Consider the following 24,692-nt stretch of genomic DNA (forward strand, 5'->3'; position numbering starts at 1 on the left):
CGTCATAATAAAAAAGGAGCCTTATTGATTTAAGACTCCTTTTTTTTGAAAATATTTATTTGACTGAAATTTTAATTCGTTTTCTTATTCCATTCTGCTTTTACATCTTCTGCTGCATCTTTCGTTTTTTCCCATGCATCATTGGCTTTATCTTTGATATCGTCCCATGCATCAGAAGCATTATTTTTTACTTTTTCAAACCAGTCTTCCTGAGTAGCTTCCTGATCATTGTCTCTCTTTTCATTGATATAATCTTTCGCTTTACCAGCTAGATCCTCAATTTTCCATTTCGCATTGTCTGCTGCATTTTTTAAAGAGTTTTCTGTGTTGTTTACTGCATCTTCCGCTTTGTTGTATTCTGAATTGTTCATAATAATAATATTTTATTGTTGTATATCATCAAATAAACAAGAACCATTCCTAAAATCAGAGGTCATTGTTAAATTTTTCTTAATATTTTGTTATAATTTTCTAAAGAAGAATTAATCCTGTTTTAAAAGTATTCTTCAAAAGAATCTCATGTGCCTGAAGCCAAGGCCAGTAAAGAGCAGGGGAATATCGATATAATATCATGATACGATCTTCTGATTTCTGTTTCCTGAACGCTGTGGAACATCCACTTCGTGACATGTTACCAAACGATTTAAAGAATATAGCACCTACTTTACGGATTTAGGAATTTTCTGTTACTATTTAGCCCGGGATGATAGTCAATAAGTCTTCTAAAAAGCTATTTCATCAGGTAGTGATAGATTATTTTTTATTCAATTTTGAGTGATTTTTTTTATAAATAGTGTAATTGTAACTGGGGAGTTTGAATTTCAAATACGCGCTATACCGCTTCAAAAGGGACTTAACATTTAGTTAATCTTGAAAAATGTTTCATTTAATAGTGACTAAAGGGGTGTTTACTCACAGTTAAGTGTGTTTATTTGTCAATATGATAAAAAAATATAGCATTTTATTGAAAATTCGTATATTTGCACTCTCGAAAAATAAACTATTAACAATACCATGAGGCCAATACAAACTAAAGTTCAACTGATTCTTCTCCTTTTAGGATTTACTATTTTAATTCACGCACAGGTGGGGATTGGTATTTCAAATCCTGATCCATCCGCGATGTTACAAATCAATTCAAAAAATAAAGGAATGCTTCTTCCAAGTATTGCTTTGACATCCTCTGCAGATCAGACAACCATTCCCAATCCGGCTGACGGGCTTATTGTATGGAACAACGGAACAGGTACTTTAGCAGAAAAAGGATTGTATTATTGGAGCAAAGCCCAATGGAATATGATTTCTACAACCGCTTCCAGCAGTGGGAACGGAACAAATGGAGGAGTGGTAAGCCCAATGGCGGTTTGGAATAGCTCTGCGACCAATAGTGGAAATTCCGGAGGAGTGAATACGAATCTCTCTTTGGGAACCAATACATCTGATGACCTTGTATTTAAAGTCAACTCTACATCGGTAGGAAGACTAGGCGTTAATAACTCAATAAGCTTTGGAACAGCTGCCAATGCAGCTCAAAACGGTATTGCTTTAGGAAATTCCAGCAGTGCCTATCAGGGAATTGCTATTGGAACGAATACCTCCGTTACCGCTAATGAATCGGTAGCATTGGGTGCTAATTCCAAGATTTCAGGATACCAGTCTACAGCCGTAGGATATAATGCCAAAGTAACGGTGAATGAAGCTACTGCGGTAGGAAATAACGCTGATGCGTCAGGATTTCAGTCTATAGCGCTTGGGTATAATGCCAAAACAACGACTAATGATGCAACAGCTTTAGGGAAAAACTCTACGGCGTCAGGGTTTCAGTCCACGGCTGTAGGATATAATGCAAAGACAAATACAAACAGTGAAACAGCCGTAGGATATAATACCGTAACAAACAACCAGAATTCAACGGCAGTAGGATCGGGAGCGAATGCTTTAGGCCAGTTTTCGACAGCAGTAGGATATGGAGCAGTCACTTCACAGGCTAATGCAATTGTTATTGGGAATAATAATGCCAACGTGGGAATTGGAACCGCAACACCCAATACTTCAGCAAAAATAGATGTCAACGGACAATATAAACTGGGTGAAAAGGGGAGTGTACAAAAAAACCAGATCAGCTTTGAAGCATGGCCGTCGGTTTCTGTAAATAACTTAGCTGCGGGAAAATCTGTTACCCTGGAGATTGCTATTCCTACTAATCTGCAACCAGGTTCTGCAAGAGCTGCGATCGTTGTTTCTCCGGCAGGAGATTTTGCAGGGAATACTTCGTTTTCTATATCCAATCCAAGAATGACATCTACTTCAAGTGTGACGATCAATCTTACCAATATCTCTGGAAATACCGAAAGCTTGTACTCGGGACATTTTTATGTGATGATTAATGAGTTCTAGCAGAAAAATATGAGATTTACACAATCCATTGAAATGGGTGAATGTGCATGATGAATTTTTCTTTTGAGATTCATTGATGCGTTTTAATTTTTCCACAGATTTTATTAATAAGGTACGTTGTGATATCTACAGTTGACAGGTGAAAACAATGAATGTATAAAAAATTAAGGTCCTATCTTGTCAAAGATGGGACCTGCTTTTAATCTGACCTATTTAAATTTTTTTATGAAGAGTAGTTGAGTGCTTCATCTCCCAGGATATTTCTTATGGTCACCGCTTTGTTTACGGCCTCGTCTGAGATTTCAATTTTCTCCCCTAAATCTATTAATATTCCTTTATCATAATTAATACTATTGACGCTATCAGGAAGATTAATTTTTATATTTTTATGTTGAAAATAGGTCAGGTAACCAATCCATAAATTTTGTCCGCTTGTCTTAACTTTTCTTCTGAGTTCGTTTGAAATAACGACCGCGTAGACTAAATCTCCAGACTTTTCTAAAGATTCTATTAATTTTATAGAAAAATCTTTTGTGAGCGTTGTAAGAAATTCATCAGAAAATTCAATATTAATTAATGCCGTTTTATTTTTTTCAGATGCTCCTTGAGTGATGTTGATAGAAAGATCACTGGCTTCACTTTTATCTTTACTCAGGTAGAGTAGCGTGTTAAATCCTATCCAACTTTTTGAATTTTCATATAAATTTTTATCCTGTTCATTATCATTCTGAAAAACGTCCTCTTCCGGGTTATATATTAATATTTTATCAAGATTTTGGACACTGAAGTTAGCGAGGTTATTTTCAAAATAAAATTTGGAATTGGTGCTGTCATCCCATATTGAAACCATTTTCAGATCACTGAATATGTTTTTTAGGTTGACAACAATGTTTTTGCAATAATTGATAAAGTCATGGGCAGACATTTCTCTATTGGTCAAACGGGTAATTACTTTGATTTTTTCCATATTTAATTTATTTTGGTACAACAATAACATCAATATCTATATTAGCATCGTCAAATAAGTCTGCTAGTTCATCTGCTTTTGCTTGGGTAGGAACATGCCATTCAAGTTTTGAGCCTGCTTCTTGAGCAATTTCAGCATCTTTTCTGGCAGAATCTAACATTTGCTGTCTTCTCCTTCTGGCCCAGTCGCTATCTCCTTTAGGTGGCCATTTATCCCAATCTTTAGAATCCTGAAGAGTATTTGTTTCAGGATCATATCCGTCAAATTTTTTCTCTCCACTTTTCATTTTGTCGGTTTTGACTACATATTCTGTATTATCTGGTGCTCCAGTAGTTTTTTTCTGATAGTCTGCTCCCTTTTGAGGGGAGTGTCTATTTTCCCACGTTCCAGGACCACCATCACTTTCTCCAATTCTATATGTAGGTTTTTTTACTACTTGTTCAGCTATTTCATCTATACTTCCATCTGTAACCTTAGCAATATTTCCCCCCTCTTTTTTGGCGAGCTGTTCCATGGTCTCTGCAATCCCTCTTTTGGCTCCTGCTTCTGCCACATCATCTGCACCTTTTTTCACACCTTGTTCTACAGCTTCCCCTACAGTTTCTTTAACTGTTTTTTCTACCACTGCCTCAGCTCCTTCTTTTAAAACGGTCTTTCCGGCTGTAGCAGCCAATGAGGTTCCCCCGGTATAAACAGCAGCAGCGGCATCAGGAATAAATTCCCCAACAGTAGTACCTATGGTTCTGGGGTTTTCAGCAACCCAGCTTGCAGCATCTTTGGTTCCTTCCCAGGCGGCGCTTCCGGCATCTGCCCAGTTTTGTCCGTCACTGGCCCAGTTCCAGGCTCCTTCTGCCGCATTGCTCCAGTTGTCTCCCTTGCTGGCCCAGTCCCAGGCATTTCCAACACCTTCGGTAGCTGCATTCCATCCATCACTTACCATTCCACCCAATGCTTCAGCAGTACCCACGGGGTCCTGACCCACCTGATAAAGTGTTTCGCCTAGCCCCACGACACCGTTTACAGCTCCTTCTACCAGCCCAGCCCCCAGGTCATTGAACCAATCTCCTACACCTGTTACCGGTTTCATCCAGTCCGGAAGCATCTGATCACGCATGTCGCGGTCTTTTTTGTTTTGCTCGGCAATCCAGTCAAATCCTTCCTTGATATAGTCGGAAGGCATTTTTCCTTCTCCAACGCCATAGGATACAGCAGCAGCTCTGTCAAAAAAGATATTGATCTTTCCACCAAATATACAATTACAAAAAGAATCTTCCAACAGCATGCGGCTGCCATTGATCTTTACCCCATCTTTTGGTTCCTGCCATCCTGTAACAATGGTGGGTAAGCAGGAAGCGCCTGTTGCCCATTTCAAAGGGTTGGTGCAAAGTCCCATAGGTTTAATATTGAAAAAAGGAAGGAAATCCAGTTCCGATGCCATAGGAACACTGTATATGGTGGTGTTTTTATTGTTGCTTACCCGCAGGGTAGAGGGGCTTGTTCCTTTGTCGCAAGCTAAAAAAGCACCTTCGGGTACGTATTTTTTTGCCATAATGCGATGGTTTAGAGGTTAATTTTATCTGAGCTTAGCATTACATTTTTCAATCTTCTGAAACTATTTTCCAGTTGATTAAGGTTTTCCCGGGTTTCCAGAAAAATCTTACCCGGAACTTTCAATAGTTCCGAAACTTTACAATTCTCGATAGAGCATACGTAGTCTCCGTCCGCATACAGGTACCATTCTTTGGAAACCGAAGTCTCCAGAATCCTCTCATCATCAAAAAGAAGATAATACCGGTCGTTCTGGAATACAATATCAAGCAATGGGATGGTCATGAGCTATCGCTTTTAAAATGTTCTTTTCTTCCCGATACAATGTACCTGGAATTTGTGCCAGACTCATACACATGCTCTGTTCAGACCAGGGCCATTCTTCCAGCAGATAACGTTCCATGTAATTCAGCTGCAAAAGTGTCGGAACCCTGGGACGATTCTTTAAAATGCGGATCATAGCGGTCACTTTATCTTGTGCGAAATTACTTTCATCAATGTTTCCTTTCACGTCGATCTGGTATCTGCCGTCTTCTAATTCAGAAATGCTCTCTTCCGTAATGATCGGAACACTTTTAGCCGCAATAAAATTGGGCAGCTCGCGATATCCGTTGATAACCTGATTTTTTTTGAATTCTTTGAAATGAATGCCAGGAAACAGTAATTGATAGGGCATTGCGAAGCGCAGAGCTTGTGCCAGACGGTCACCATCTTCCAAAAGTTCTTCTACGCCTCTGATAAAAACTTCACGGTACTGTTCATTTCTATGTTTTAGAATTATTTTAGGCTTGATCTCTCTCCATTTGTTCTGAACCTCATCCAGGTTGATAATTTTTCCCAGTTTTCCGCTTTCGTCGAGAGTGCAGACAATCTTTTCTCTCAGCTGATGCAGATCTCCGATCCATTTGTACATTCCCTCTTTATTGGATTGTTTATAAAATGGCATTTCAACCGTAAAAACGGGCTTTTCATTTTCAATAGAAGTCAAGGTAACCCTGATCTCAGCTTCAATATAGTTCTCATTTCTGAGGCCCTGAAACTGATACCTTTCTTCTCTGAGAAAAGTATATTTTCGATGTTCACCTCTGTTTTCGTTATTAATCTGCATCATTATCCTTTATTGATTTCTACATCTGCGCCTTTGATATTGGTAGGTCCGGAAGATGATGTATTAATTTTGGCCGCATTGACATTAATATCACTATCGATCTTAATTCCAGGATTTGCAGAGGCTTTTCCAAGTTCGGTCGTTGTTTTCCCTATAACTTTTACATTGAGTCCTTCTATAGTAATATCTCCTCCTGTAGTCATGATAATAGAGCTGCTTCCTGTTTTAATGGTGATGGTGGTGTCACATTCCAGAGTAATTTTTCCGGAACTATCCATTGTAAGCATGGAATTAGCTCCGCCGCCTTCTTTTCCACCCACATTAATAGCACTCATACTGCCTGCATTGACTGTATTATTATTGCCTACTGTTACTGTTTTATTATTATTGGCATTAGTGGTTGCATTTCCAGCTCCGTCAAACTTCATATTTGCTCCCCCCTGATCGGTGAGGAATACAGATCCTGCGCCGTCATCTAACTCCAGTTTATTACCGCTTCGACTGCTTAAACTTTTAACGTTATTGTTTTGCCCGCCGCCAACGCCAACTCCACCATGAAACATTCCTCCCATTATAAAGGGACGGTCCGGATGCTGGTGTACGAAATTGACTACCACCTGGTCTCCAACTTCAGGAATAGCCATAAAACCACGGTTTTTACTTACTTTATCACTCCCTCCTGCATCAGGAGTCATGACACGGATGAATTCTGTCTTATCCTGTCCGCTTTGCCAGTCAAACTGAACCTGTACACGACCCTGATTTAAAGGATCGGTATTTGAAATAACTTTTGCGAACTGAGGATCTGCCTTTGGCATCTCAAATTCGGGACGTGGCATAAATCCCGTATCAGCGGCAATGGCCTCAAAATCTCCGGTATAATAACCTCTTCCATCTACTTCGTGGCTCACCGCTGTGATCATAAGTTTAGTGAAGTAAGCCGTCTGATTGGTTTCTGATTTCCTCATTTCTACATCTGCCGTACATCCAGGGTATAAAAACGGGACACTGGTCGTTCCTGAAGTGATAAAAACATTGACAGCCTTACTTCCTGCTGTACCTTTCTGAGAGGCATCGATATCCATAAAGGTTGATGCTTTGATTGGGGCTATTCGTAAAGAAGGTGTGGTAAATGTCTTTTGAGATATTTCGTAAGCCCGTTTCGCAATATCTGATTGGTGGTTGATTGTTGAACTTCCAGTTGTGAGTTTTTCATTTTTGCTGCTGTTGTAGCCGTAAAAACTGGGATTTACATGCTGGGCTTTCATTTTGATTTTGATGTCGTGGACACTGCTTCCATAAACCAGCTGGACTGGTTTTTCCTGTGGCGGCAGTTTTCCGAAATGAAGAACTTCTCCATCATAGTAAAACTGTTCACCATAGGCTTCTGCTATTCTTGCCAGATAATTGTAATGAGTTTCTTCATACTGGGAGCTGTAGGAAACATTACCATGCTGCGAATCTACTCTGAAGTCGAATTTATTGGAGCCAAGACCTTCCTTGATAACCCAGTCTGCAATACTGTTCAGGCTGATTTCCTGTGTGCCTCCAAAACTTTGGATATGAGGGGCTGCATCAAGTAGTACGGTAGGGCTGTTTCCGGTAAGGACAATATTTCCCAGACTGCCTTTTTCCTGACTGAATCCTACTTCTGTAATGACACCTACAAAGTTCCTTTCCGGACTTTCTTCTACATCCTTATATTTAAAGACTATCGTAATTCTTTTTCCCAAAAAATTTTGTGCCTGCTCCAGATTGTGATTTTCTGCATCTCCTAAAGTGTCATGGGCAAGCGTTAAATTGAATTCATGATGTTTAACAGCGCTTTGAGTCAGTTTAAAATGCTTGAAATGCTTGATAATTTTACCTTCAATAATGATTTCAATTTTGACGACGCGGTTAATGCCTAAAAGTTCACTGGTGGGAATAGAGCTTGCATTGTGTATTTTGGAGGTAGGCTGTGTCGCCCAGATTTTATTTTCCGAAACCAGTGCTGTATTGGGTTGGGCAACTTTATTCATGAAATTATCAGTATAGGAAATGGCCTGTCCCGCAGTCTGTGCTGCTTTTTTTATGGAATCAGCTTTTTTTACAGTTTCTTTGGCCTCATTGGTCTGGGCTATACTTTCCAGATTTTTTTTGGATTTTGAAATCTGGTTCTTTGATGATTGATTGTCCTGAAACATAACATATTTTTTTTCTGATTAGTGTAGGGTCAACACCGGCCTGATCTACAGGTCCCGATTATACTTGTTCTTATCACTCACTACAGATGAAATACTGTCTGGTCGATGTCAGCAGAAGACATTCTTTTGTGAGGAATTTACCGTTCTTTTTTCACGTAATACATAGGCAAAGCCCGTTCTTTTTTAAATTTTATAATATCATTAACATTTTGTTTAGATGAATTTAATATTCTGAATTACAGGGTAGTATTGTAGATATTAAAATCACATCGATGTGAAACAAATATAAGAAGGTACGATCCTAATCAAAAAAAATTGAAAGACTATTTTACTTTTTGTCGTACTTCTACTACTAACACTTGTTAGTTTCAAAATGAGACAAAAAGAATGGGGTATTCCATCTTCTTTGCAGATACAGGAAAATCCCACTATAGTTTAAACTTTAATGGAAGTAACAGATGGGATGGGATCATGTATGCAAGAGGAGAAAGGTTTTTGGAATAACAAAAACAGTCTGATCTGATTATCGATCCTATGGTAGCGTTTTTTGTAAAGCTTACTTCCGGTTTAAGAAGTTGTACACTATCATAAAACTTTTGAGCCCTTAATTTCCACTGAGCTTCATTCAATAAAAAATCGATGTCAGAAAAACAAAAACATTGCTGGCGGTATAAATTGATTTAATTTTGTTAACAATTCACTTTGGTTCTCGAGATCAATAGTAGAAATAAAATTAGAACATATACTTGAAATTTATGAAGAAAATAGGAATTATAGGTTTCGGCTGGCTGGGATCCAGGCTCGCTGCTTCAATGTCCGGACCATATCAAATATATACTACTGCCACTACAAAAGATAAAGTGGAGGATCTTTCTTTAAAAGGATTCCATGCCTCCCTGGCAAGTTTTCCTGATTTTCAGCTGGAAGAAAAAATCGCACAATGGAACGAGATTAAGGATATAGATGTTCTTATTATTACTATTCCGCTTTCCGGGAAAAGGTGTTGCGCAAGTTCGTTGTACAATAGGGTGCAGCATTTGCTGTCTTTTATCGGTGATTTTGATGGACAAATGTTTGTGATGAGTTCCACCGGTGTATATCCGGATATTGCCGGAGAATATAGCGAAGAAAGTCTTTCTTCTGATGAGGTTCAGGGAGAGAGAATGGTCAGAAACAGATATCCGCAGGTTAATATTTTGAGATTATCCGGACTTATGGGAGATAACAGGCTTCTTAAAAATTACAACGTTTCAAATCTGCAGGCCCCGGTGAACCATATTCATTATGAAGATATTTCGGGCATCATTGAAAAAATGATCAAAATAGGATCAAAAGGAAAACTTTATAACGTGACCGCTCCACAACATCCGTCAAAAGCCGAGGTGATCAACGCCCAGAAAAATCTGCCGTCTCCGGATCAGTCAGTAGGTGAGGGGAAAATAATACTTCCCTCAAAATTAGTTTCAGAATTAGACTTTGTCTTTAAATATCCGGATCCGAAAGCATTTCATTAAAATAATAAATTCTCATGGACTCGGTAGATGGCCAAGATATTGGTCCTGCTTTTTTTGCAAAATGTATTTTTAAACTAAACCTTGTAGGTAGTGAAGTCTACAAGGTTTAGAATTCAAGTTTTGTCTTTGAAATATTTTTTATTTAATGATTCTGTCCAATACCCAATCGATCAGGTTTTTCTCAGAAGCGTGATGGTCTGCGGAGAATTCTCCTCGTCTTCTGTTGGCAATAACATTGTTTACCGTGATTGCTTTGTGGCCTAATAGTTTTGAAAGGGCGTAAATGGCTGAGGTTTCCATCTCAAAGTTGGTGACTCCAAGATCGTTCAGGGTCTCCAGAAACTTATCATCAAATGCTTTTAGACGAAGTTCTCTTCCCTGAGGAGCATAGAATCCAGGGAAAGTAGCTGTATTTCCGTGGTATTTGGCATCTTTATAGTATTCTCCCATTTCTTCCGCCCAGTCTGAGAAGTAAAGCATCGGCTTGATCTTCGCGTAAGGGAATTTCTCCATGAAGTTTTTTGAAAATTCGTTTTCAAAGCTATAGTCCTGATAGAAATGCATCAGTCCGTCAAGACCCACAACATTCTGGGTGACCAGCATATTATCAACCTGAACGTCAGGGTTAACACTTCCACAGGTTCCCATACGGAACAATTCAAGTGCCTTATGTTCTGTTTTAAATTCTTTATTTTTAAGATCGATATTGACCAAAGCATCAAGCTCGTTCATCACAATATCGATGTTTTCGGTTCCGATCCCTGTAGACATTACGGTAATTCTTTCTCCACGCAAGGTTCCGGTATGGGTATAGAATTCTCTTTTGTTTTTTTTGATCTCTACTTTATCAAAATATTGTGAAACTTTTGCCACTCTGTCCGGATCTCCCACAAGGATGATCTTATCAGCAATATCTTCAGGTAGAAGATTTAAGTGGTAGACACTTCCGTCATCATTCAGAACCAGTTCTGAGGCAGCAAGCTTATTTAGCATAACTTATATTTTTTGTTGTTTAATTAATAAAAATAGCGTCCTTATAAGGCGACCCGGCCAATTCATAGATGGTATCGTATTCCTCTACAATTCTTTTTTGTCCCTGAAATATTTCATAGACTGTGATAATGGTCTTTTCAAAGTTTTTAGGATCTTTCCTCTGGGTGGTAATTTCATAGAACTTGTCTCCTTTTTTAAGGACCGAAACCATTTCTTCTTTAGTAGAATTGTTGGAATCCATCATGCCCGGAAAGTCCATCACAACGTCTTTCAGATCCGTATATTTTTTATAGGGTTTTGTAACTCCATTGGAATAGACGTAAACATTGGGGATCGGTTTATCCTGTTCAAGGCGGATAAGATAATAATCATTACCCTTCTTTTCCGCATATACAGCCATTTCTTTTTTCTGTGAATAGGTAAAGATGGAAAGAAAACCTGCCGCAAAAGCAAATAAAACTTTTGTTTTCATCATAATATTTTGTTTTAATCTGTTGAAATTGATGTTAAAAAAAATCCTCTCCCAATATCTTTCGTCATCATTTTTTAAACCGGCATGAAGAAGTCAGCCGTCCTAAAGTATAATGAATTTAATTTCGGGGTTTAAAATTAATAAAAATATTTCTAATTTTTATCGATACAAGCTCGAAGATGGAGACTGGAATTTAGAGAAGTTAAAAGCAGCATCAGGCATCGTTTTTTTTTTCTTGTTGATGTTGTTTTATTAAATTTTACTTTAATATTGATGTATTTTAGTTTAAAATAATTTGAATATTTCATGTTTGCTGTAAAATATAAACATTTTTTAATCTGTTCTTAAACTTAACATAACATGAGAACGGTACTTTTGCCGCTAAAAATTAATGAGATTATCTCCGCTGCTAGCTGTGATTGTATTGATAGGTTTTGCTGTCATGTCTTTTAACCCGGTAGACAAGGGTAGAGAAAATGAAAATACCTTTGTCAATAAAGGACTGTCCGATTTTAAAAACAGGCTTAACCAGCTGAAATCAGACGTATATCAGTTCTCAGAAGATCAGATTACTATTGAAGAACTCAGAAAATCCTTAAGCAGTACCAGGAATTCATTTAAAGAAATTGAATTTTACATCGCTTATCACTATCCTGAATTTACAAAAACACACCTTAATGCGGCTCCTTTGTTTCATATCGAAGCTGCAGGTACTTCAGCCTATACATTGCCACCGGAAGGGCTTCAGGTTCTAGACGAACTGATATTTTCAGATGAAGCTGCGGACGAAAAAGAAAAAATAAAAACCATTACAGACTTTCTGTACAATTCTTATTCAAGTTTTTACCTGAGTGCGGTAAAGAATGGTTTGAGCCGTGGTAATAACAAAACATTGCCTTTACGAATTGAGCTGATAAGAATTTACACCCTTGGAGTGACAGGTTTTGATACCCCCGGTTCCCTGAATATTTCCGAAGAAGCCAGCCACGCCTTTACAGGAATTAAAAAATACATCAACGACGATGCCTATTTTAAAAATTATAATGTTCAAAAGGCCAATCAGATTCTTAACGAAGGGATAAACCATCTTTCAAACCATCAGGATTTTGAAACTTTTGACAGGATTGAATTTTATAAAAAATATATTCAGCCATTGTATGAAGAATTCGGAAACTGGGATGGAAGAGAAGATGATCTAAAGGAATTTTCCGGCTGGAATGTAAAGAGTAAAAATCTCTTCAGCAGTGATTTTCTTGATCCTTATTTTTATACTTTACTTCAGTCTTCGGAAGATAATAAAGACCTGCGAAGTCTTGGGAAATCCATTTTCTATGATCAGAATTTAAGTCAAAACGGTAAAATGAGCTGTGCCGCTTGTCATCTTCAGGAAAATGCCTTTACAGATCTTCAAGCAAAATCCCCCAGTAATGTGGAAGGGAAAACCGTTTTAAGGAATTCACCCTCTCTTTATAATGCTGTTTTTGCGAAAAGGTTTTTTTATGACCTTCGTGCCTTTTATCTGGAACAGCAGGCTGAACACGTGATTTACAATGATGACGAGTTTAATACCAGCTATGAAGACATCATCAAAAAATTAAAAACGAAACCAGCGTATAAAAAAGCGTTTCGTGCTGCTTTTAACAATGGTGAAATCAATAAAGAGAATTTTTCCAAAGCTTTAAGTTCTTATGTAGCTTCCCTGTATTCTTTTGATAGTGATTTTGACCGTTTCATGAGAAATGAAAAGGATATTTCCGATGATGTGAAAAAAGGCTATAATTTATTCATGGGGAAAGCCAACTGTGCCACTTGTCACTTTGCCCCTCATTTTTCTGGTTTAGTTCCACCGTTTTTCAATGAAAATGAATCTGAAGTATTAGGAGTAACGAAAAAACCAATTAACCAGCTTCCTGTAGAGCTGGATGCCGATCCGGGAAGGGGAAAAAGCCCTGTCAAAAAAGAGAAGTCATGGATTTATAATTACTCTTTCAAAACCGTTACAGTAAGAAATATAGCCCTTACGAAACCATATTTTCATAATGGAGCTTTCAGCACACTGGAAGAAGTTATGGATTTTTATAATGAAGGCGGGGGAGAAGGTCTTGGATTAAAGATGAAAAACCAAACCTTACCACCGGATAAACTCAACCTGACAAAAACAGAGATCAAACAGATCATTGCATTTCTGAATTCACTGACAGACATTAGCAAAGCGAAGTAAGAAGCGTTAAAGGTTTAGAGTTTTTGAATGTAAAAATAGTCTTTAAGATGACAGGTTCAAGGCAATGTTTTGCTGAAATGGTGAATCGTATAGTACGATCTATCTATCTATCTATCTATCTATCATTGATGGTATCATTCATTATTTAACAATTATTTAATTCCCTTAACATTAGGTTCTAGATTTATTAATATTCCCTGATCTTTAATTAAAGTCCTATTAACAGAGGTTCAGCAGCAAAAAAATAGTTTTGCAGGGTCTAATAAATCAATAAAAAATGAAGAAAAAATTACTTACAATTGCGGCGCTGGCAATGGCCGCTGGCTTTAGTGTACAGGCGCAGACCTTTTTATTCAATAAAAACTCGTCGTGGAGCTATAAAGACAACAACCAGGCCCTGGCAGATCCATGGAAAGGCCAGACCTACGACATTTCAACATGGGCAGTAGGAAACGGACCTCTGGGATACGGAGATCCTGTAACCACTACCATCAGCTCAGGTCTTACAGCAGCTTATTTTGCTAAAGATTTCACCGTAGATTTGTCTACCCTTTCAAACAATATGGAATTGGGTGTAATGAGAGATGACGGAATCGTTGTTTATCTTAATGGGGTTGAAGTGGTGAGAGATAATATGCCTGCCGGAACTATTGCTTTCAATACGCCTTCTGTGACAACAATTGATGGTGCGGCAGAAAGTGTTTATAATATTTTTTCTATTCCAAAGTCTCAATTTGTCAACGGAACGAACAGAATTTCTGTAGAACTTCACAACAGAACAGGAACCAGTTCAGACCTCAGAATCGATGCTTATTTAAAGACAACAACTACCGTTACTCCTCCTGCAGCATGTACAGGAACCCACATCAGTTGTTTTACCTCCATCGTTCCTACTGCACAAACCAATAAACTGATCATTCCGGCAGAACACAAATATCAGCTTATCTTAAAAGAAGGTGACAACTATACTGAAGGAGGCGGAATGGTAGGTGGTCAGAATGATTTTACAGCTTATGTTCCCAAGACAGGAAGCAGTACCAACGGATATCTTTCTGTCAACCATGAAACGAATCCCGGAGGTGTTACCATGGCTGAGGTTACTTACAATTCTTCTACAAAACTATGGCAGCTGACAAGATCGAGAGCAGTAAGTTTCTCAGATCCAAGTTTGGTTCAGACGATCAGAAACTGTTCGGGTGGAGTTACACCTTGGGGAACTGTAGTTACAGCAGAAGAATCTGTTACTTCTAATGATGTAAACAATGATGGCTACAAAGATTACGGATGGCTAGTGGAAATAGATCCGGCGACTGCTCAGGTGGTTTCTAAAAATACAGACGGTTCTAAAGGAAAACTTTGGCAGATGGGAATCATGAACCACGAAAACGTAGTGGTGAATAATGCAGGAACTACAGCCTATTACGGAGAAGATGGAGGAACACACATGGTGTACAAATATGTAATGGATACCCCGAATAATCTGGCTTCAGGAAACCTTTACGTACTAAAACTTGACCAGGGACTAAGTACGTCCGGAGATCCGGTAGGAACTACAGCCACATGGGTTCAGGTTCCGAACAAAGTGAAAGCAGATCAGAATAATACAGCCAATCTTGCCCAGTCGTTGGGAGGAACAAGATTTAATGGAGTAGAAGACGTAGATATAAGTCCTCTGGACGGAAAAATCTACTTTACGGCAAAAGGTCTAGACAAAGTATACCGTCTTCAGGATAATGGCACGACAGCTTCTCAGGTGGAAACTTTTGTAGGAGGTGCTTCCACTTCTTATTCTTTCAATACACCACAGGGAATGAAAACTGAAGCGTGGGGTGACGGAAATGATAACCTGACATTTGATGAACTAGGAAATCTTTGGGTTCTTCAGGATGGTGGAAAAAATTACATCTGGGTGATTGCTCCGGATCATACACAAGCCAATCCTAAAGTCAGACTTTTCGCTTCTATGCCGGCAGGGTCGGAGCCTACAGGACTGACATTTACCCCAGATCATAAATTCGGTTTCTTCTCTATTCAGCATCCAGATTCTACCATTTCTACAGATGTTGACGCTACCGGAAACACAATCGACTACAGAGGGAAATCAGCCACGATTGTTATTGCTTTAAAGCAAAACTTAGGAACAGCCGGAGCCTTAGGAACTGTTGACAGCCACAATGCAGAAAATACCGTTGAGGTCGCTCCGAATCCTACTTCAGGAATGGTTAAGATCAATTCGCCAAAAGGATTGAAAGATATTTCAGTAACCGCCTACAGCATGGATGGAAAGATTGTGTATACGAAGAAATTCAGTGGTGTGAACAGATCATTGGATCTTGATTTTACCCATCAGCTGGAAACATCCCGTATTTTGGTTCTGAATATCGAAGCAGAAGGTGGTTTCCAGAAGACTGTGAAATTATTAAAAAAGTAAATTATTAATATCCATTTCGGGCGGCGGCAAAGCCGCCGCCCGAAATTTATCACTATGAAAAAACTTGTCCTATTGATTTCTTTTTTGTCCATCTGTCCAGCGAAAGCACAGATCGATCCTGTAAAATATCCTACGTTTACCAATATAGACGAGGCTTTGGCCAGCAAGAAAACAGTTTACAGTATGAGTTTCAGAGAAAAAGGGCTTTTTAATCTGCCACCGAAACTCTCTGAACTGAATGCTCTGTTCTTTCTGAATATTATGGGAAATAAACTTGAAAAGATGGATCGGGAGATCTTTGCATTAACTGAACTGGAGATCTTAAATGTGAATGAAAACAGTATCAGATATATTCCTGATGAAATAGAAAAATTGAAAAAGCTTCATACATTTTCGATGAATCTTAATGGCCTGACAAGTATCAATCCTCATGTTGCAAAACTTCAACATTTAAAAGTGGTACATTTTGACGCCAATAATCTGAATGTGTTTCCGGAGGCATTGATGGAGATCCCGGCTCTGGAAGAAATTAATCTTCAGGGCAATCAGATCAGCATCATTGCGGACCGTTTGGACAGGATCAAAAATTTAAAATTCCTCAACTTATCTGAAAATCAGATCAATGACCTTGGAAATCTGTCGTTTCCCAGACAATTAAAATATCTGGAACTGCAGCAGAATGCTATTGTAAAGCTTCCTGAAAACTTGTTTAAAGCTAAAAATCTTGAATTTTTAAATGCAAGCGACAATCATATTACAGAAATATCGTCCGGAATAAAAGGACTCAAAAATATCGCCAGTATGAATCTTGCGAACAATGACTTAAAAGACCTTCCTGCAGAAATAGCACAGCTTAAAAACCTGAAAACCCTTATTCTTACAGGAAATCCAATAGAAAAAACGAAGATTGAACGATTAAAAAACCTGATGCCGGACACCCAGATCTATTTCTAGATTTATCCGCCGACTCTTTTGGTTTTATATCCCATTTCTTTAAGGATATTCATTATTTTATCACGATTATCGCCCTGAATAATGATCGTTCCGTCTTTCTCTGAACCGCCTATTCCTAAGGTGGTTTTTATTTTTTTTGAAATTTTCTTCAAATCATCTTCACTTCCTTCCCAGCCTTCAACAATCGTCACAGGCTTACCGTTTCTTCCTTTTTTTTCAAATTTGCACACCAGAGGTTCCTGTTGCTTAAAATCTTCTTTAGGCATTTCAAAATCTTTTTCCTCATGTTCAGGAAAAAGGTTCTTTAGCTGATCTCGTAAATCCATAAAGCAAAATTAAATGTTTAAACACAAATATCACAAATAATTTTTCACAAATAGCACCAATCATTCACATCAACAACCTCAATCATCCGTGAAAATCTCCGCAATCTGCGGCAAAAAAAACAAAACTTAGTGACAGCGTACCAATAATTTCCACCAATAACCAGAATCATTCGAACCGAATAAAATTTAAAAATCTGCCCCCATCAGCGAAATCCGCGCGAGATCAGAAAAGCAAATCATTCGTAGATTCTATACTAATAATATGTACTATTTTTACCAGAATGTTTTTAAAATAAACCTTTCAAATTCTTCTATTCATCGGAAATTAGGTAAATTTGTGTAACAAAAAGTTATAGAAATGTCAAAAAAAGCAATATTAGCAATCCTTGACGGATGGGGACTGGGGACAAATCCAGAGGTGTCTGCCTTAGAAAAAGCAAACACTCCATTTATAGACAGCTGTTATCAAAAATTTCCACATACAACACTTGAAGCCAGCGGTCTGGCGGTAGGACTTCCTGTAGGACAAATGGGAAACTCTGAAGTGGGGCACATGAATTTAGGCGCAGGGAGAGTTGTTTACCAAAATCTTGTGAAACTGAATATGGCCGTGGAGAACGGAACATTGGGACAGCAGCAGATCATCCAGGATGCCTTCGACTATGCTAAAAGAGAAAATAAAAAACTACACTTCATCGGATTGGTTTCCAATGGAGGCGTACACTCCCATATCAATCACTTGAAAGGTTTATTAACTGCCGCTCAGGAATTCGGGCTTCATGAAAATGTTTTTGTTCATGCATTTACGGACGGAAGAGACTGTGATCCGCATTCAGGACTTGGTTTTATTGAAGAGCTTCAGGGCCACATGGAGACTACGGTAGGTAAGCTTGCAACCGTAACCGGAAGATATTATGCTATGGACCGTGACAAAAGATGGGAGCGTGTAAAACTAGCATACGATGCTATGGTGGAAGGAGTAGGACTGCAAACGACAGATGCTCTGGCTGCTATTAAATCTTCATATGATAATAACGTAACTGATGAGTTCTTAAAGCCCATCATTCTGGTGAAAACTACAGAAACAGGAAATGTAGTACCGGTAGCCAAAATTATAGATGGAGATGTGGTGATCTGTTTTAATTTCCGTACAGACAGAGGACGTGAAATCACAGAAGTTCTTACCCAGAAAGATTTTTCTGATTTCTTTATGCGTAAACTCAACCTTCACTATATCACCTTAACCAATTATGACAAAACCTATCAGAATGTACAGGTTGTATTTGATGAAGAGGTACTGAAGGATACCATGGGAGAAATTCTTGAAAGAAATGGCAAAACGCAGATAAGAATTGCGGAAACCGAAAAATATCCTCACGTCACTTTCTTCTTTTCCGGAGGCAGAGAGGAGGAGTTCAATGGTGAACGAAGACTGCTTTGTCCAAGTCCGAAAGATGTTCCGACCTATGATCTTAAGCCTGAAATGTCTGCCTATGACATCACCAATGTGATCGTACCGGAACTGGAAAACGGTACAGCTGACTTTGTTTGTTTGAATTTTGCCAATACAGATATGGTAGGACATACCGGCGTTTTTGAAGCGGCTGTAAAAGCGGCTGAAACGGTAGATCAATGTATTCAAAAAGTGGCTACAACAGCATACGAAAACGGATATACCGTATTTATTCTTGCAGACCACGGAAACTCAGATGTGATGATCAATCCGGATGGAACACCCAATACCCAGCACTCTACGAATCTTGTCCCATTTATTGTCATGGATAAGGACCATACCTGGAATCTGAAACCCGGAAAACTGGGGGATGTAGCTCCTACGATCTTAAAGGTAATGGGAGTGCCAATTCCGGAAATAATGACCGGAGATATTTTAGTTAGCTAAAATTCAATAATAATGTCCGAAAAATGCCGTTATACTATAGATGGCGGCATTTTTGCATGATTTATGTCAGTCATCGTATGGGTTGCATATGTTATTATGCGACAAATAATAAATAAATCATATCTTTGTAAATTAAATCCATATAGTAAAATGTATCAACAGCTTGTCAGAAAAGAAGTAATGGGAATATTGGAAAAGGAAGTAGGTTCTTTTCTGGATAAATTTTTAACGCCAATTGAAAAGATTTGGCAACCTTCTGATTATCTTCCCGATCCATCAAGCTCTGATTTTAAATATGATCTTGAAGAAATTCAGACTTTTGCCCGTGAAATGCCTTACGACCTTTTCGTAACGCTGATCGGAGACTGTATCACAGAAGAAGCACTGCCTTCCTATGAGTCATGGTTGATGGGAGTAGACGGAATTGATCAGGAGAAGAATGAAATAGGCTGGGCCAGCTGGATAAGAGCCTGGACCGGTGAAGAAAACAGACATGGAGATCTCCTGAGCAAATATCTTTATTTGTGTGGAAGAGTGAATATGAGAGAACTGGAAGTTACCACTCAATATTTAATTAATGACGGTTTCGATTTAGGAACAAGTATGGATCCTTACAGAAATTTCGTTTATACCAGCTTTCAGGAAACCGCTACCAATATTTCTCACCGTAGAGTAGGAACATTGGCAAAGCAGTCCGGAAACGGGAAACTGGCTAAAATGTGTGGAGTTATTGCCGCAGATGAAGCCAGACATGCTAAAGCCTATAAACATTTCGTGACTAAAATTTTAGAAATAGATCCATCAGAAATGATTCTTGCTTTCGAAGATATGATGCGTAAAAAGATCGTAATGCCTGCTCACATGATGAGACAGTCTGGTCAGAAAGCAGGTGAACTTTGGGGACACTTTTCAGATGCCGCACAGAGATGTATGGTGTATACAGGGAATGATTATATCAATATTTTATCAGATCTGCTGGATGAGTGGAAGATTGAGCATGTAAAAGGACTTACGGAGAAAGCTGAAAAAGCTCAGGAATATTTGATGAAACTTCCTTCAAGACTTCAGAAAATTACAGACAGAATTTCTACACCGGATCTTCAGTTCCAGTTTAAATGGGTGAAGAGCTAGTAACAGATTATCATTAAATTATAAAAACTTAAGAGTGCCATCGTTTTCGGCGCTCTTTTTATTTCTTATCTTTGCAAAGCTAAAAAAGGTAGACAATGTTAAATAATAAAAAAATTGCTGTGGATTTCGACGGAACTATCGTTGATGATGCCTATCCTGCAATTGGAAAAGCGAAAATATTTGCTTTCGAAACATTAAGGAGACTTCAGTCAGAGGGATACAGATTGATCCTCTGGACTTACAGACATGGAAAGACTTTAGACGAAGCGGTAGAATTCTGCAAAAATAATGGCATTGAATTTTACGCCATCAATTCCAGTTTTGAGGGAGAAGTTTTCGATTCCGAAAATCAATCCAGAAAACTGGATGCAGACTGGTTCATCGATGACAGAAACTTAGGTGGATTTCCGGGATGGGGCGAAATTTACAATATTATCCAGGACAGAATAGAATTCCGTGTTGAAGGAAAAGAAGTTCTGGCTTACTCAAAACTTAAAAAAGAAAAGAAAAAAGGACTTTTCTGGTAATAATTTAAAATAGAAATTAGAAGCCAGAGATTAGTTTTTTAATGCGGCTTCTTCGTTTAAACCTTATCAGAAAACCGTAGATGTTGGAAGGCTATCATTTAATCATACTTTAAAATATACATTAAGCTGTAGTCTAACTTGTGACATCTACTATCTAACATCTAAAAAAATGATTCAATTAAAAACAATAGAGGAACTACGCCTCATGAAGGAGAGTGCTCACCTTGTGTCAAAAACACTGGGAATGCTTGCTAAAGAAATAAAACCGGGAATCAATACTTTATATCTTGATAAACTGGCGCACGATTTTATTAAAGATCACGGAGCAGAACCTGCTTTCTTAGGATATGGCGGTTTCCCGAATTCTTTGTGTATTTCTCCCAATGATCAGGTAGTTCACGGTTTTCCCAATAATGATACTATCCAGGAAGGAGATGTTCTTTCTGTAGACTGTGGCGTTATTCTTAACGGTTTTGTAGGTGATCATGCTTATACCTTTGAGATCGGCGAAGTAAAGCCGGAAGTTAAAAAATTGTTGCAGGTGACCAAAGAATCCCTTTATAAAGGAATTGCACAGTGTATAAGAGGAAAAAGAATAGGAGATATCTCTCATGCCATCCAATCCCATTGTGAAAAAGAAGGATATGGAGTGGTAAGAGAACTTGTAGGACATGGTCTTGGAAGAAAAATGCATGAAGATCCACAGGTTCCGAATTATGGAAAGCAGGGAAGTGGAAAGGTCATCAAAGACGGTCTTGCCATCGCTATTGAACCTATGGTAAATATGGGGACTGAAAAAGTAAAATTCCATAATGACGGCTGGACGGTAACCACCCTTGATAATCTTCCTTCTGCCCACTTTGAGCATGATGTAGCGGTGATCAATGGTAAACCGGTGTTGCTTTCCACATTCAAATATGTTTACGAAGCTTTAGGGATTGTAAGCGATGAAGAGAAGCCATTCCAATTGGATTTTTAATGAAAAAAGTAGCTAAACTTTTACTCAATACTTTACCACGTCCGATGCTTATTAAAATGAGTATCTGGGCGAGACCATTGATTTACCAGTTATTCAAGGGAGATCGGTTTTATGACCCTATCGACGGAAAATCTTACCGGAAATTTCTTCCTTACGGTTATGGAAAACAGCGTGAAAATGCTCTTTCTCCGGGAACATTGAGCTTGGAGAGACACCGCCAGATGTGGCTGTATCTTCAAAATGAAACCGACTTTTTCATTAAAAATGCTAAAGTCCTTCATATCGCTCCCGAACAGGAATTTCTGAGAAAATTTAAGATGATGAAAAATCTGGATTATATTTCCGCAGATCTTTTTTCTCCCATCGTGGATGTGAAAGCGGATATTCTGGATTTACCTTTTGCAGATGAAAGTTTTGATATTGTTTTTTGCAACCATGTTCTGGAACATATAGAAGATGATGCAAAAGCCATAAGCGAGCTTTACAGAGTTATGAGACCCGGAGGCTGGGGGATCTTTCAGGTCCCGATGAGAAATACTCTGGAGAAAACCTATGAAGATTTTTCCATAAAAGATCCAAAAGAACGTCAGAAACATTTTGGCCAGTACGACCATGTCCGCTGGTACGGAATGGATTATTTTGACCGACTAAGAAAAGCAGGTTTTGAAACAGAACCTAATTTCTATTCCCAAAATTTTTCAGAAGAAGAAATCAGAAAATATGGTTTGAGACAAAATGAAATCTTACCCGTCGTTTTCAAAAAATAAAAATAATAAACCCGCCTTCAAATCTGAAGACGGGTTTATTTTAATATAGATAGAAATTGTTTTAAATCTTAGTGGGAAACAGATTTCAGTCCAACTACAGAACCAATTAAGGTAACGATGAAGAATATTCTCCAGAAGCTTACGGGATCTTTAAAAAAGAACATTCCCATCAGAGCCGTGCCTACAGCTCCTATTCCGGTCCATACGGCATAAGCCGTTCCGATAGGAAGGGTTTGCGTAGCTTTGATCAGCAGCAGCATACTGATCGTCATGGTCACCAGAAAGCCGGCATACCAGTAATACATCTCAGATCCTGATGTTTCTTTGGCTTTTCCTAAACACGAGGCAAAAGCCACCTCAAATAATCCGGCGATGATTAAAATAATCCAATTCATTTTTTTAAATTTTCTCTCCCGCAAATTTCATGATTCTGAAGGAGAAATCATTTTACAATTGTTAAAAAATGTATTTTTAGGGTGGTGAAATTTGAGTTTCAAAAAAGAAATTTATTCATACTTAAAAGTAGAATTATAGAGTACGGTTTATTCATTTTTTAGAGAGATTATCAAAAGTCAGTATCCCGTTATAACTTTCAATTTCCAGCTTTTTTATTTTATTTCTGCTCGAATTCTACTCAGACTTACCTGTGTAATGCCGAGATAAGAAGCAATGTGACCTAGTTGAACCCTTTTCAGAAGATCAGACTTATTGGTCATCAGATCTTTATACCGTTCCAGCGACGTTTTAAACTGCCTTGAAATGATGAGCTCTTCTGTTTTTACCAGTTCCTTTTCTGCAAATTTTCTTCCCCAGTTCGCAATATGAATGTCTTCATTAAAGAGTTTTCGGAGGATTTTCGTTTCCAGAATGTACAGATCGCAGTCTTCCAGAAGCTCAATGCTTTCATAACCGGGTTTGTCTTCTACATAGCTTTTCATAGAAACGATAGTTTCACCTTCACTTCCGAACCAGAACGTAATATCATTATCTTCAGTAGAAGCATAGGCTCGTACCATCCCTTTCCTTATAAAATAGATCCGGGGAATGATCTTATCAGATTCCATGAGACAGAAATATTTAGGATGGGAAATTGTCGTAATATGCTTTTTCAAAGAGGTTTTTGAGGCATCGGGAAGCACATAAATACGATCAAGAATCTGGTCTATATCCATAAAGTCAATTATAAGGTCAAAAATATTGGTTTTAAGAGATGCAATACAAATGCATTCCAGCTGATTTTAAAAATAACCAGATAAATATACAGATGAATGATTGAAAAAAATCACATCATCCGATTTTTTTCAAGAGATTAAGCTTTTTTATTTTCTAAAAGTAGACTTAAACCGTGAAGACCAGTTTTGTTTTACTAACTTTGCAATTCGTAATACTATTTATATGCATAAAGCTGGATTTGTAAACATAGTCGGAAAGCCCAATGCCGGAAAGTCTACCTTATTAAATCAATTAATGGAAGAGAAACTGGCTATTGTAACGCAGAAGGCACAGACAACCCGCCACAGAATTTTTGGAATTTATAATGAAGAAGACCTACAGATCGTATTTTCAGATACTCCCGGAGTATTGGACGCGAAGTATGGCCTTCAGGAGAAAATGATGGATTTTGTAAAGGATTCTTTACAGGATGCCGATGTATTTTTATTCATCGTAGACGTCACGGATAAAGCTGAACCTTCAGAATTTTTAATTGATAAACTAAACAAAATCCCGGTTCCGGTATTGCTTTTATTGAATAAAGTAGACCAGACCACTCAGGAAGGACTTGAAAAACTGGTAGAAGAATGGCACAACAGGATTCCAAAAGCTGAGATCCTGCCTATTTCTGCCTTGAATGCTTTCAATACAGATATCATTCTGCCGAAATTAAGATCTCTGTTGCCGGAGAGCCCTGCTTATTATGATAAGGAGCAGTACACCGATAAGCCCGAAAGGTTTTTCGTGAATGAAGCGATCCGTGAAAAGATTCTTTTAAACTACGAGAAAGAAATTCCTTATTCTGTAGAAGTAGTTACCGAGCAGTTTAAAGAAAAAGAAGGGATCATCTTCATCGATTCTATTATTTATGTAGAAAGAGATACCCAGAAAGGAATTATCATTGGCCATAAAGGGGATGCTATCAAAAAAGTAGGAACAGAAGCCAGGATCGATCTGGAAAAATTCTTTTCCAAGAAAATTCATTTGAATCTTTTTGTAAAAGTGAAAAAAGACTGGCGTAAAAACGACAGGGATTTGAAAAATTTCGGGTACAGATAA

General features: G+C 38.2%; 22 protein-coding genes. 11 read left to right on the forward strand and 11 right to left on the reverse strand.

Features of this window, described 5'->3' with window-relative positions:
• Positions 1 to 71: 71 nt before the first annotated feature.
• Positions 72 to 371 (reverse strand): hypothetical protein, encoded by a 300-nt coding sequence (locus BW964_RS20305; protein WP_076510083.1) that lies wholly within the window; start codon positions 369 to 371, stop codon positions 72 to 74.
• A gap of 643 nt (positions 372 to 1,014) precedes the next feature.
• Here BW964_RS20305 and BW964_RS20310 point away from each other — a divergent pair.
• The gene (locus BW964_RS20310) at positions 1,015 to 2,397 is read left to right on the forward strand and encodes a hypothetical protein (protein WP_076510085.1); all 1,383 of its coding nucleotides are present in this window, start codon (positions 1,015 to 1,017) and stop codon (positions 2,395 to 2,397) included.
• Positions 2,398 to 2,620: 223 nt separating this feature from the next.
• On the opposite strand, the gene BW964_RS20315 is transcribed toward BW964_RS20310, so the two are convergent.
• Genes BW964_RS20315 through BW964_RS20335 form a run of 5 tightly spaced genes read right to left on the reverse strand, consistent with a single transcriptional unit; the run spans position 2,621 to position 8,206 of the window.
• Positions 2,621 to 3,364 (reverse strand): hypothetical protein, encoded by a 744-nt coding sequence (locus BW964_RS20315; RefSeq protein WP_123911977.1) that lies wholly within the window; start codon positions 3,362 to 3,364, stop codon positions 2,621 to 2,623.
• A gap of 7 nt (positions 3,365 to 3,371) precedes the next feature.
• Positions 3,372 to 4,913: a PAAR-like protein gene (locus BW964_RS20320; protein WP_076510089.1), complete on the reverse strand. Its 1,542-nt coding sequence runs from the start codon at positions 4,911 to 4,913 to the stop codon at positions 3,372 to 3,374.
• Positions 4,914 to 4,924: 11 nt separating this feature from the next.
• On the reverse strand, positions 4,925 to 5,197 hold the full coding sequence (locus tag BW964_RS20325; RefSeq protein WP_076510091.1) for a hypothetical protein: 273 nt from the start codon (positions 5,195 to 5,197) through the stop codon (positions 4,925 to 4,927).
• A complete protein-coding gene (locus BW964_RS20330) occupies positions 5,178 to 6,023 on the reverse strand; it encodes a hypothetical protein (protein WP_076510093.1) in 846 nt (281 codons plus the stop codon). Before BW964_RS20330 ends, BW964_RS20325 begins: the two co-directional genes overlap by 20 nt.
• Positions 6,023 to 8,206: a type VI secretion system Vgr family protein gene (locus tag BW964_RS20335; protein WP_076510095.1), complete on the reverse strand. Its 2,184-nt coding sequence runs from the start codon at positions 8,204 to 8,206 to the stop codon at positions 6,023 to 6,025. Before BW964_RS20335 ends, BW964_RS20330 begins: the two co-directional genes overlap by 1 nt.
• A 755-nt stretch (positions 8,207 to 8,961) precedes the next feature.
• On the opposite strand from BW964_RS20335, the gene BW964_RS20340 reads away from it, so the two are divergent.
• Complete coding sequence (locus BW964_RS20340; RefSeq protein WP_076510097.1) at positions 8,962 to 9,720, forward strand: Rossmann-fold NAD(P)-binding domain-containing protein; 759 nt, start codon at positions 8,962 to 8,964, stop codon at positions 9,718 to 9,720.
• A gap of 138 nt (positions 9,721 to 9,858) precedes the next feature.
• Here the strand turns inward: BW964_RS20340 and BW964_RS20345 are convergent, their stop codons facing one another.
• Both BW964_RS20345 and BW964_RS20350 read right to left on the reverse strand, forming a co-directional pair.
• A complete protein-coding gene (locus tag BW964_RS20345) occupies positions 9,859 to 10,713 on the reverse strand; it encodes a nucleoside phosphorylase (RefSeq protein ID WP_076510099.1) in 855 nt (284 codons plus the stop codon).
• 19 nt (positions 10,714 to 10,732) lie between these two features.
• Complete coding sequence (locus tag BW964_RS20350) at positions 10,733 to 11,188, reverse strand: hypothetical protein (protein WP_228432045.1); 456 nt, start codon at positions 11,186 to 11,188, stop codon at positions 10,733 to 10,735.
• A 388-nt stretch (positions 11,189 to 11,576) separates the two neighbouring features.
• Between BW964_RS20350 and BW964_RS20355 the strand changes: the two genes are divergently transcribed.
• The 3 genes from BW964_RS20355 to BW964_RS20365 all read left to right on the forward strand — a co-directional run bounded on the left by BW964_RS20355 (position 11,577) and on the right by BW964_RS20365 (position 16,791).
• Complete coding sequence (locus BW964_RS20355) at positions 11,577 to 13,406, forward strand: cytochrome-c peroxidase (protein WP_076510101.1); 1,830 nt, start codon at positions 11,577 to 11,579, stop codon at positions 13,404 to 13,406.
• Between the two features lie 277 nt (positions 13,407 to 13,683).
• Positions 13,684 to 15,837, forward strand: coding sequence for an alkaline phosphatase PhoX (locus tag BW964_RS20360; RefSeq protein WP_076510103.1), 2,154 nt, complete (start codon positions 13,684 to 13,686; stop codon positions 15,835 to 15,837).
• A gap of 54 nt (positions 15,838 to 15,891) precedes the next feature.
• The gene (locus tag BW964_RS20365; RefSeq protein ID WP_076510105.1) at positions 15,892 to 16,791 is read left to right on the forward strand and encodes a leucine-rich repeat domain-containing protein; all 900 of its coding nucleotides are present in this window, start codon (positions 15,892 to 15,894) and stop codon (positions 16,789 to 16,791) included.
• Between the two features lie 2 nt (positions 16,792 to 16,793).
• Here BW964_RS20365 and BW964_RS20370 read toward each other — a convergent pair whose 3' ends face one another.
• Entirely contained in the window at positions 16,794 to 17,117 is a 324-nt protein-coding gene (locus BW964_RS20370) for a translation initiation factor (RefSeq protein ID WP_076510107.1), read from the reverse strand.
• Positions 17,118 to 17,475: 358 nt separating this feature from the next.
• Between BW964_RS20370 and gpmI the strand changes: the two genes are divergently transcribed.
• The 5 genes from gpmI to BW964_RS20395 all read left to right on the forward strand — a co-directional run bounded on the left by gpmI (position 17,476) and on the right by BW964_RS20395 (position 22,421).
• Positions 17,476 to 19,017: a 2,3-bisphosphoglycerate-independent phosphoglycerate mutase gene (gene gpmI, locus BW964_RS20375; protein ID WP_076510109.1), complete on the forward strand. Its 1,542-nt coding sequence runs from the start codon at positions 17,476 to 17,478 to the stop codon at positions 19,015 to 19,017.
• Between the two features lie 150 nt (positions 19,018 to 19,167).
• The gene (locus tag BW964_RS20380) at positions 19,168 to 20,148 is read left to right on the forward strand and encodes an acyl-ACP desaturase (RefSeq protein WP_076510111.1); all 981 of its coding nucleotides are present in this window, start codon (positions 19,168 to 19,170) and stop codon (positions 20,146 to 20,148) included.
• 95 nt (positions 20,149 to 20,243) lie between these two features.
• Positions 20,244 to 20,675: a BT0820 family HAD-type phosphatase gene (locus tag BW964_RS20385; protein WP_076510113.1), complete on the forward strand. Its 432-nt coding sequence runs from the start codon at positions 20,244 to 20,246 to the stop codon at positions 20,673 to 20,675.
• A 169-nt stretch (positions 20,676 to 20,844) separates the two neighbouring features.
• Positions 20,845 to 21,654, forward strand: coding sequence for a type I methionyl aminopeptidase (map, locus tag BW964_RS20390; protein WP_076510115.1), 810 nt, complete (start codon positions 20,845 to 20,847; stop codon positions 21,652 to 21,654).
• On the forward strand, positions 21,654 to 22,421 hold the full coding sequence (locus tag BW964_RS20395) for a class I SAM-dependent methyltransferase (protein ID WP_076510117.1): 768 nt from the start codon (positions 21,654 to 21,656) through the stop codon (positions 22,419 to 22,421). The genes map and BW964_RS20395 overlap by 1 nt, the downstream gene beginning before the upstream one ends.
• Before the next feature lie 68 nt (positions 22,422 to 22,489).
• On the opposite strand, the gene BW964_RS20400 is transcribed toward BW964_RS20395, so the two are convergent.
• On the reverse strand, positions 22,490 to 22,816 hold the full coding sequence (locus tag BW964_RS20400; protein ID WP_076510119.1) for a DMT family transporter: 327 nt from the start codon (positions 22,814 to 22,816) through the stop codon (positions 22,490 to 22,492).
• A 213-nt stretch (positions 22,817 to 23,029) separates the two neighbouring features.
• On the reverse strand, positions 23,030 to 23,593 hold the full coding sequence (locus BW964_RS20405; protein ID WP_076510121.1) for a Crp/Fnr family transcriptional regulator: 564 nt from the start codon (positions 23,591 to 23,593) through the stop codon (positions 23,030 to 23,032).
• 223 nt (positions 23,594 to 23,816) lie between these two features.
• Between BW964_RS20405 and era the strand changes: the two genes are divergently transcribed.
• Positions 23,817 to 24,692 carry a GTPase Era gene (gene era, locus BW964_RS20410; protein ID WP_076510123.1) on the forward strand — a complete coding sequence of 292 codons (876 nt, stop codon included), beginning with the start codon at positions 23,817 to 23,819 and terminating at the stop codon, positions 24,690 to 24,692.

It is taken from the genome of Chryseobacterium shigense, assembly GCF_900156575.1.
Taxonomy (GTDB): Bacteria; Bacteroidota; Bacteroidia; order Flavobacteriales; family Weeksellaceae; genus Chryseobacterium; species Chryseobacterium shigense.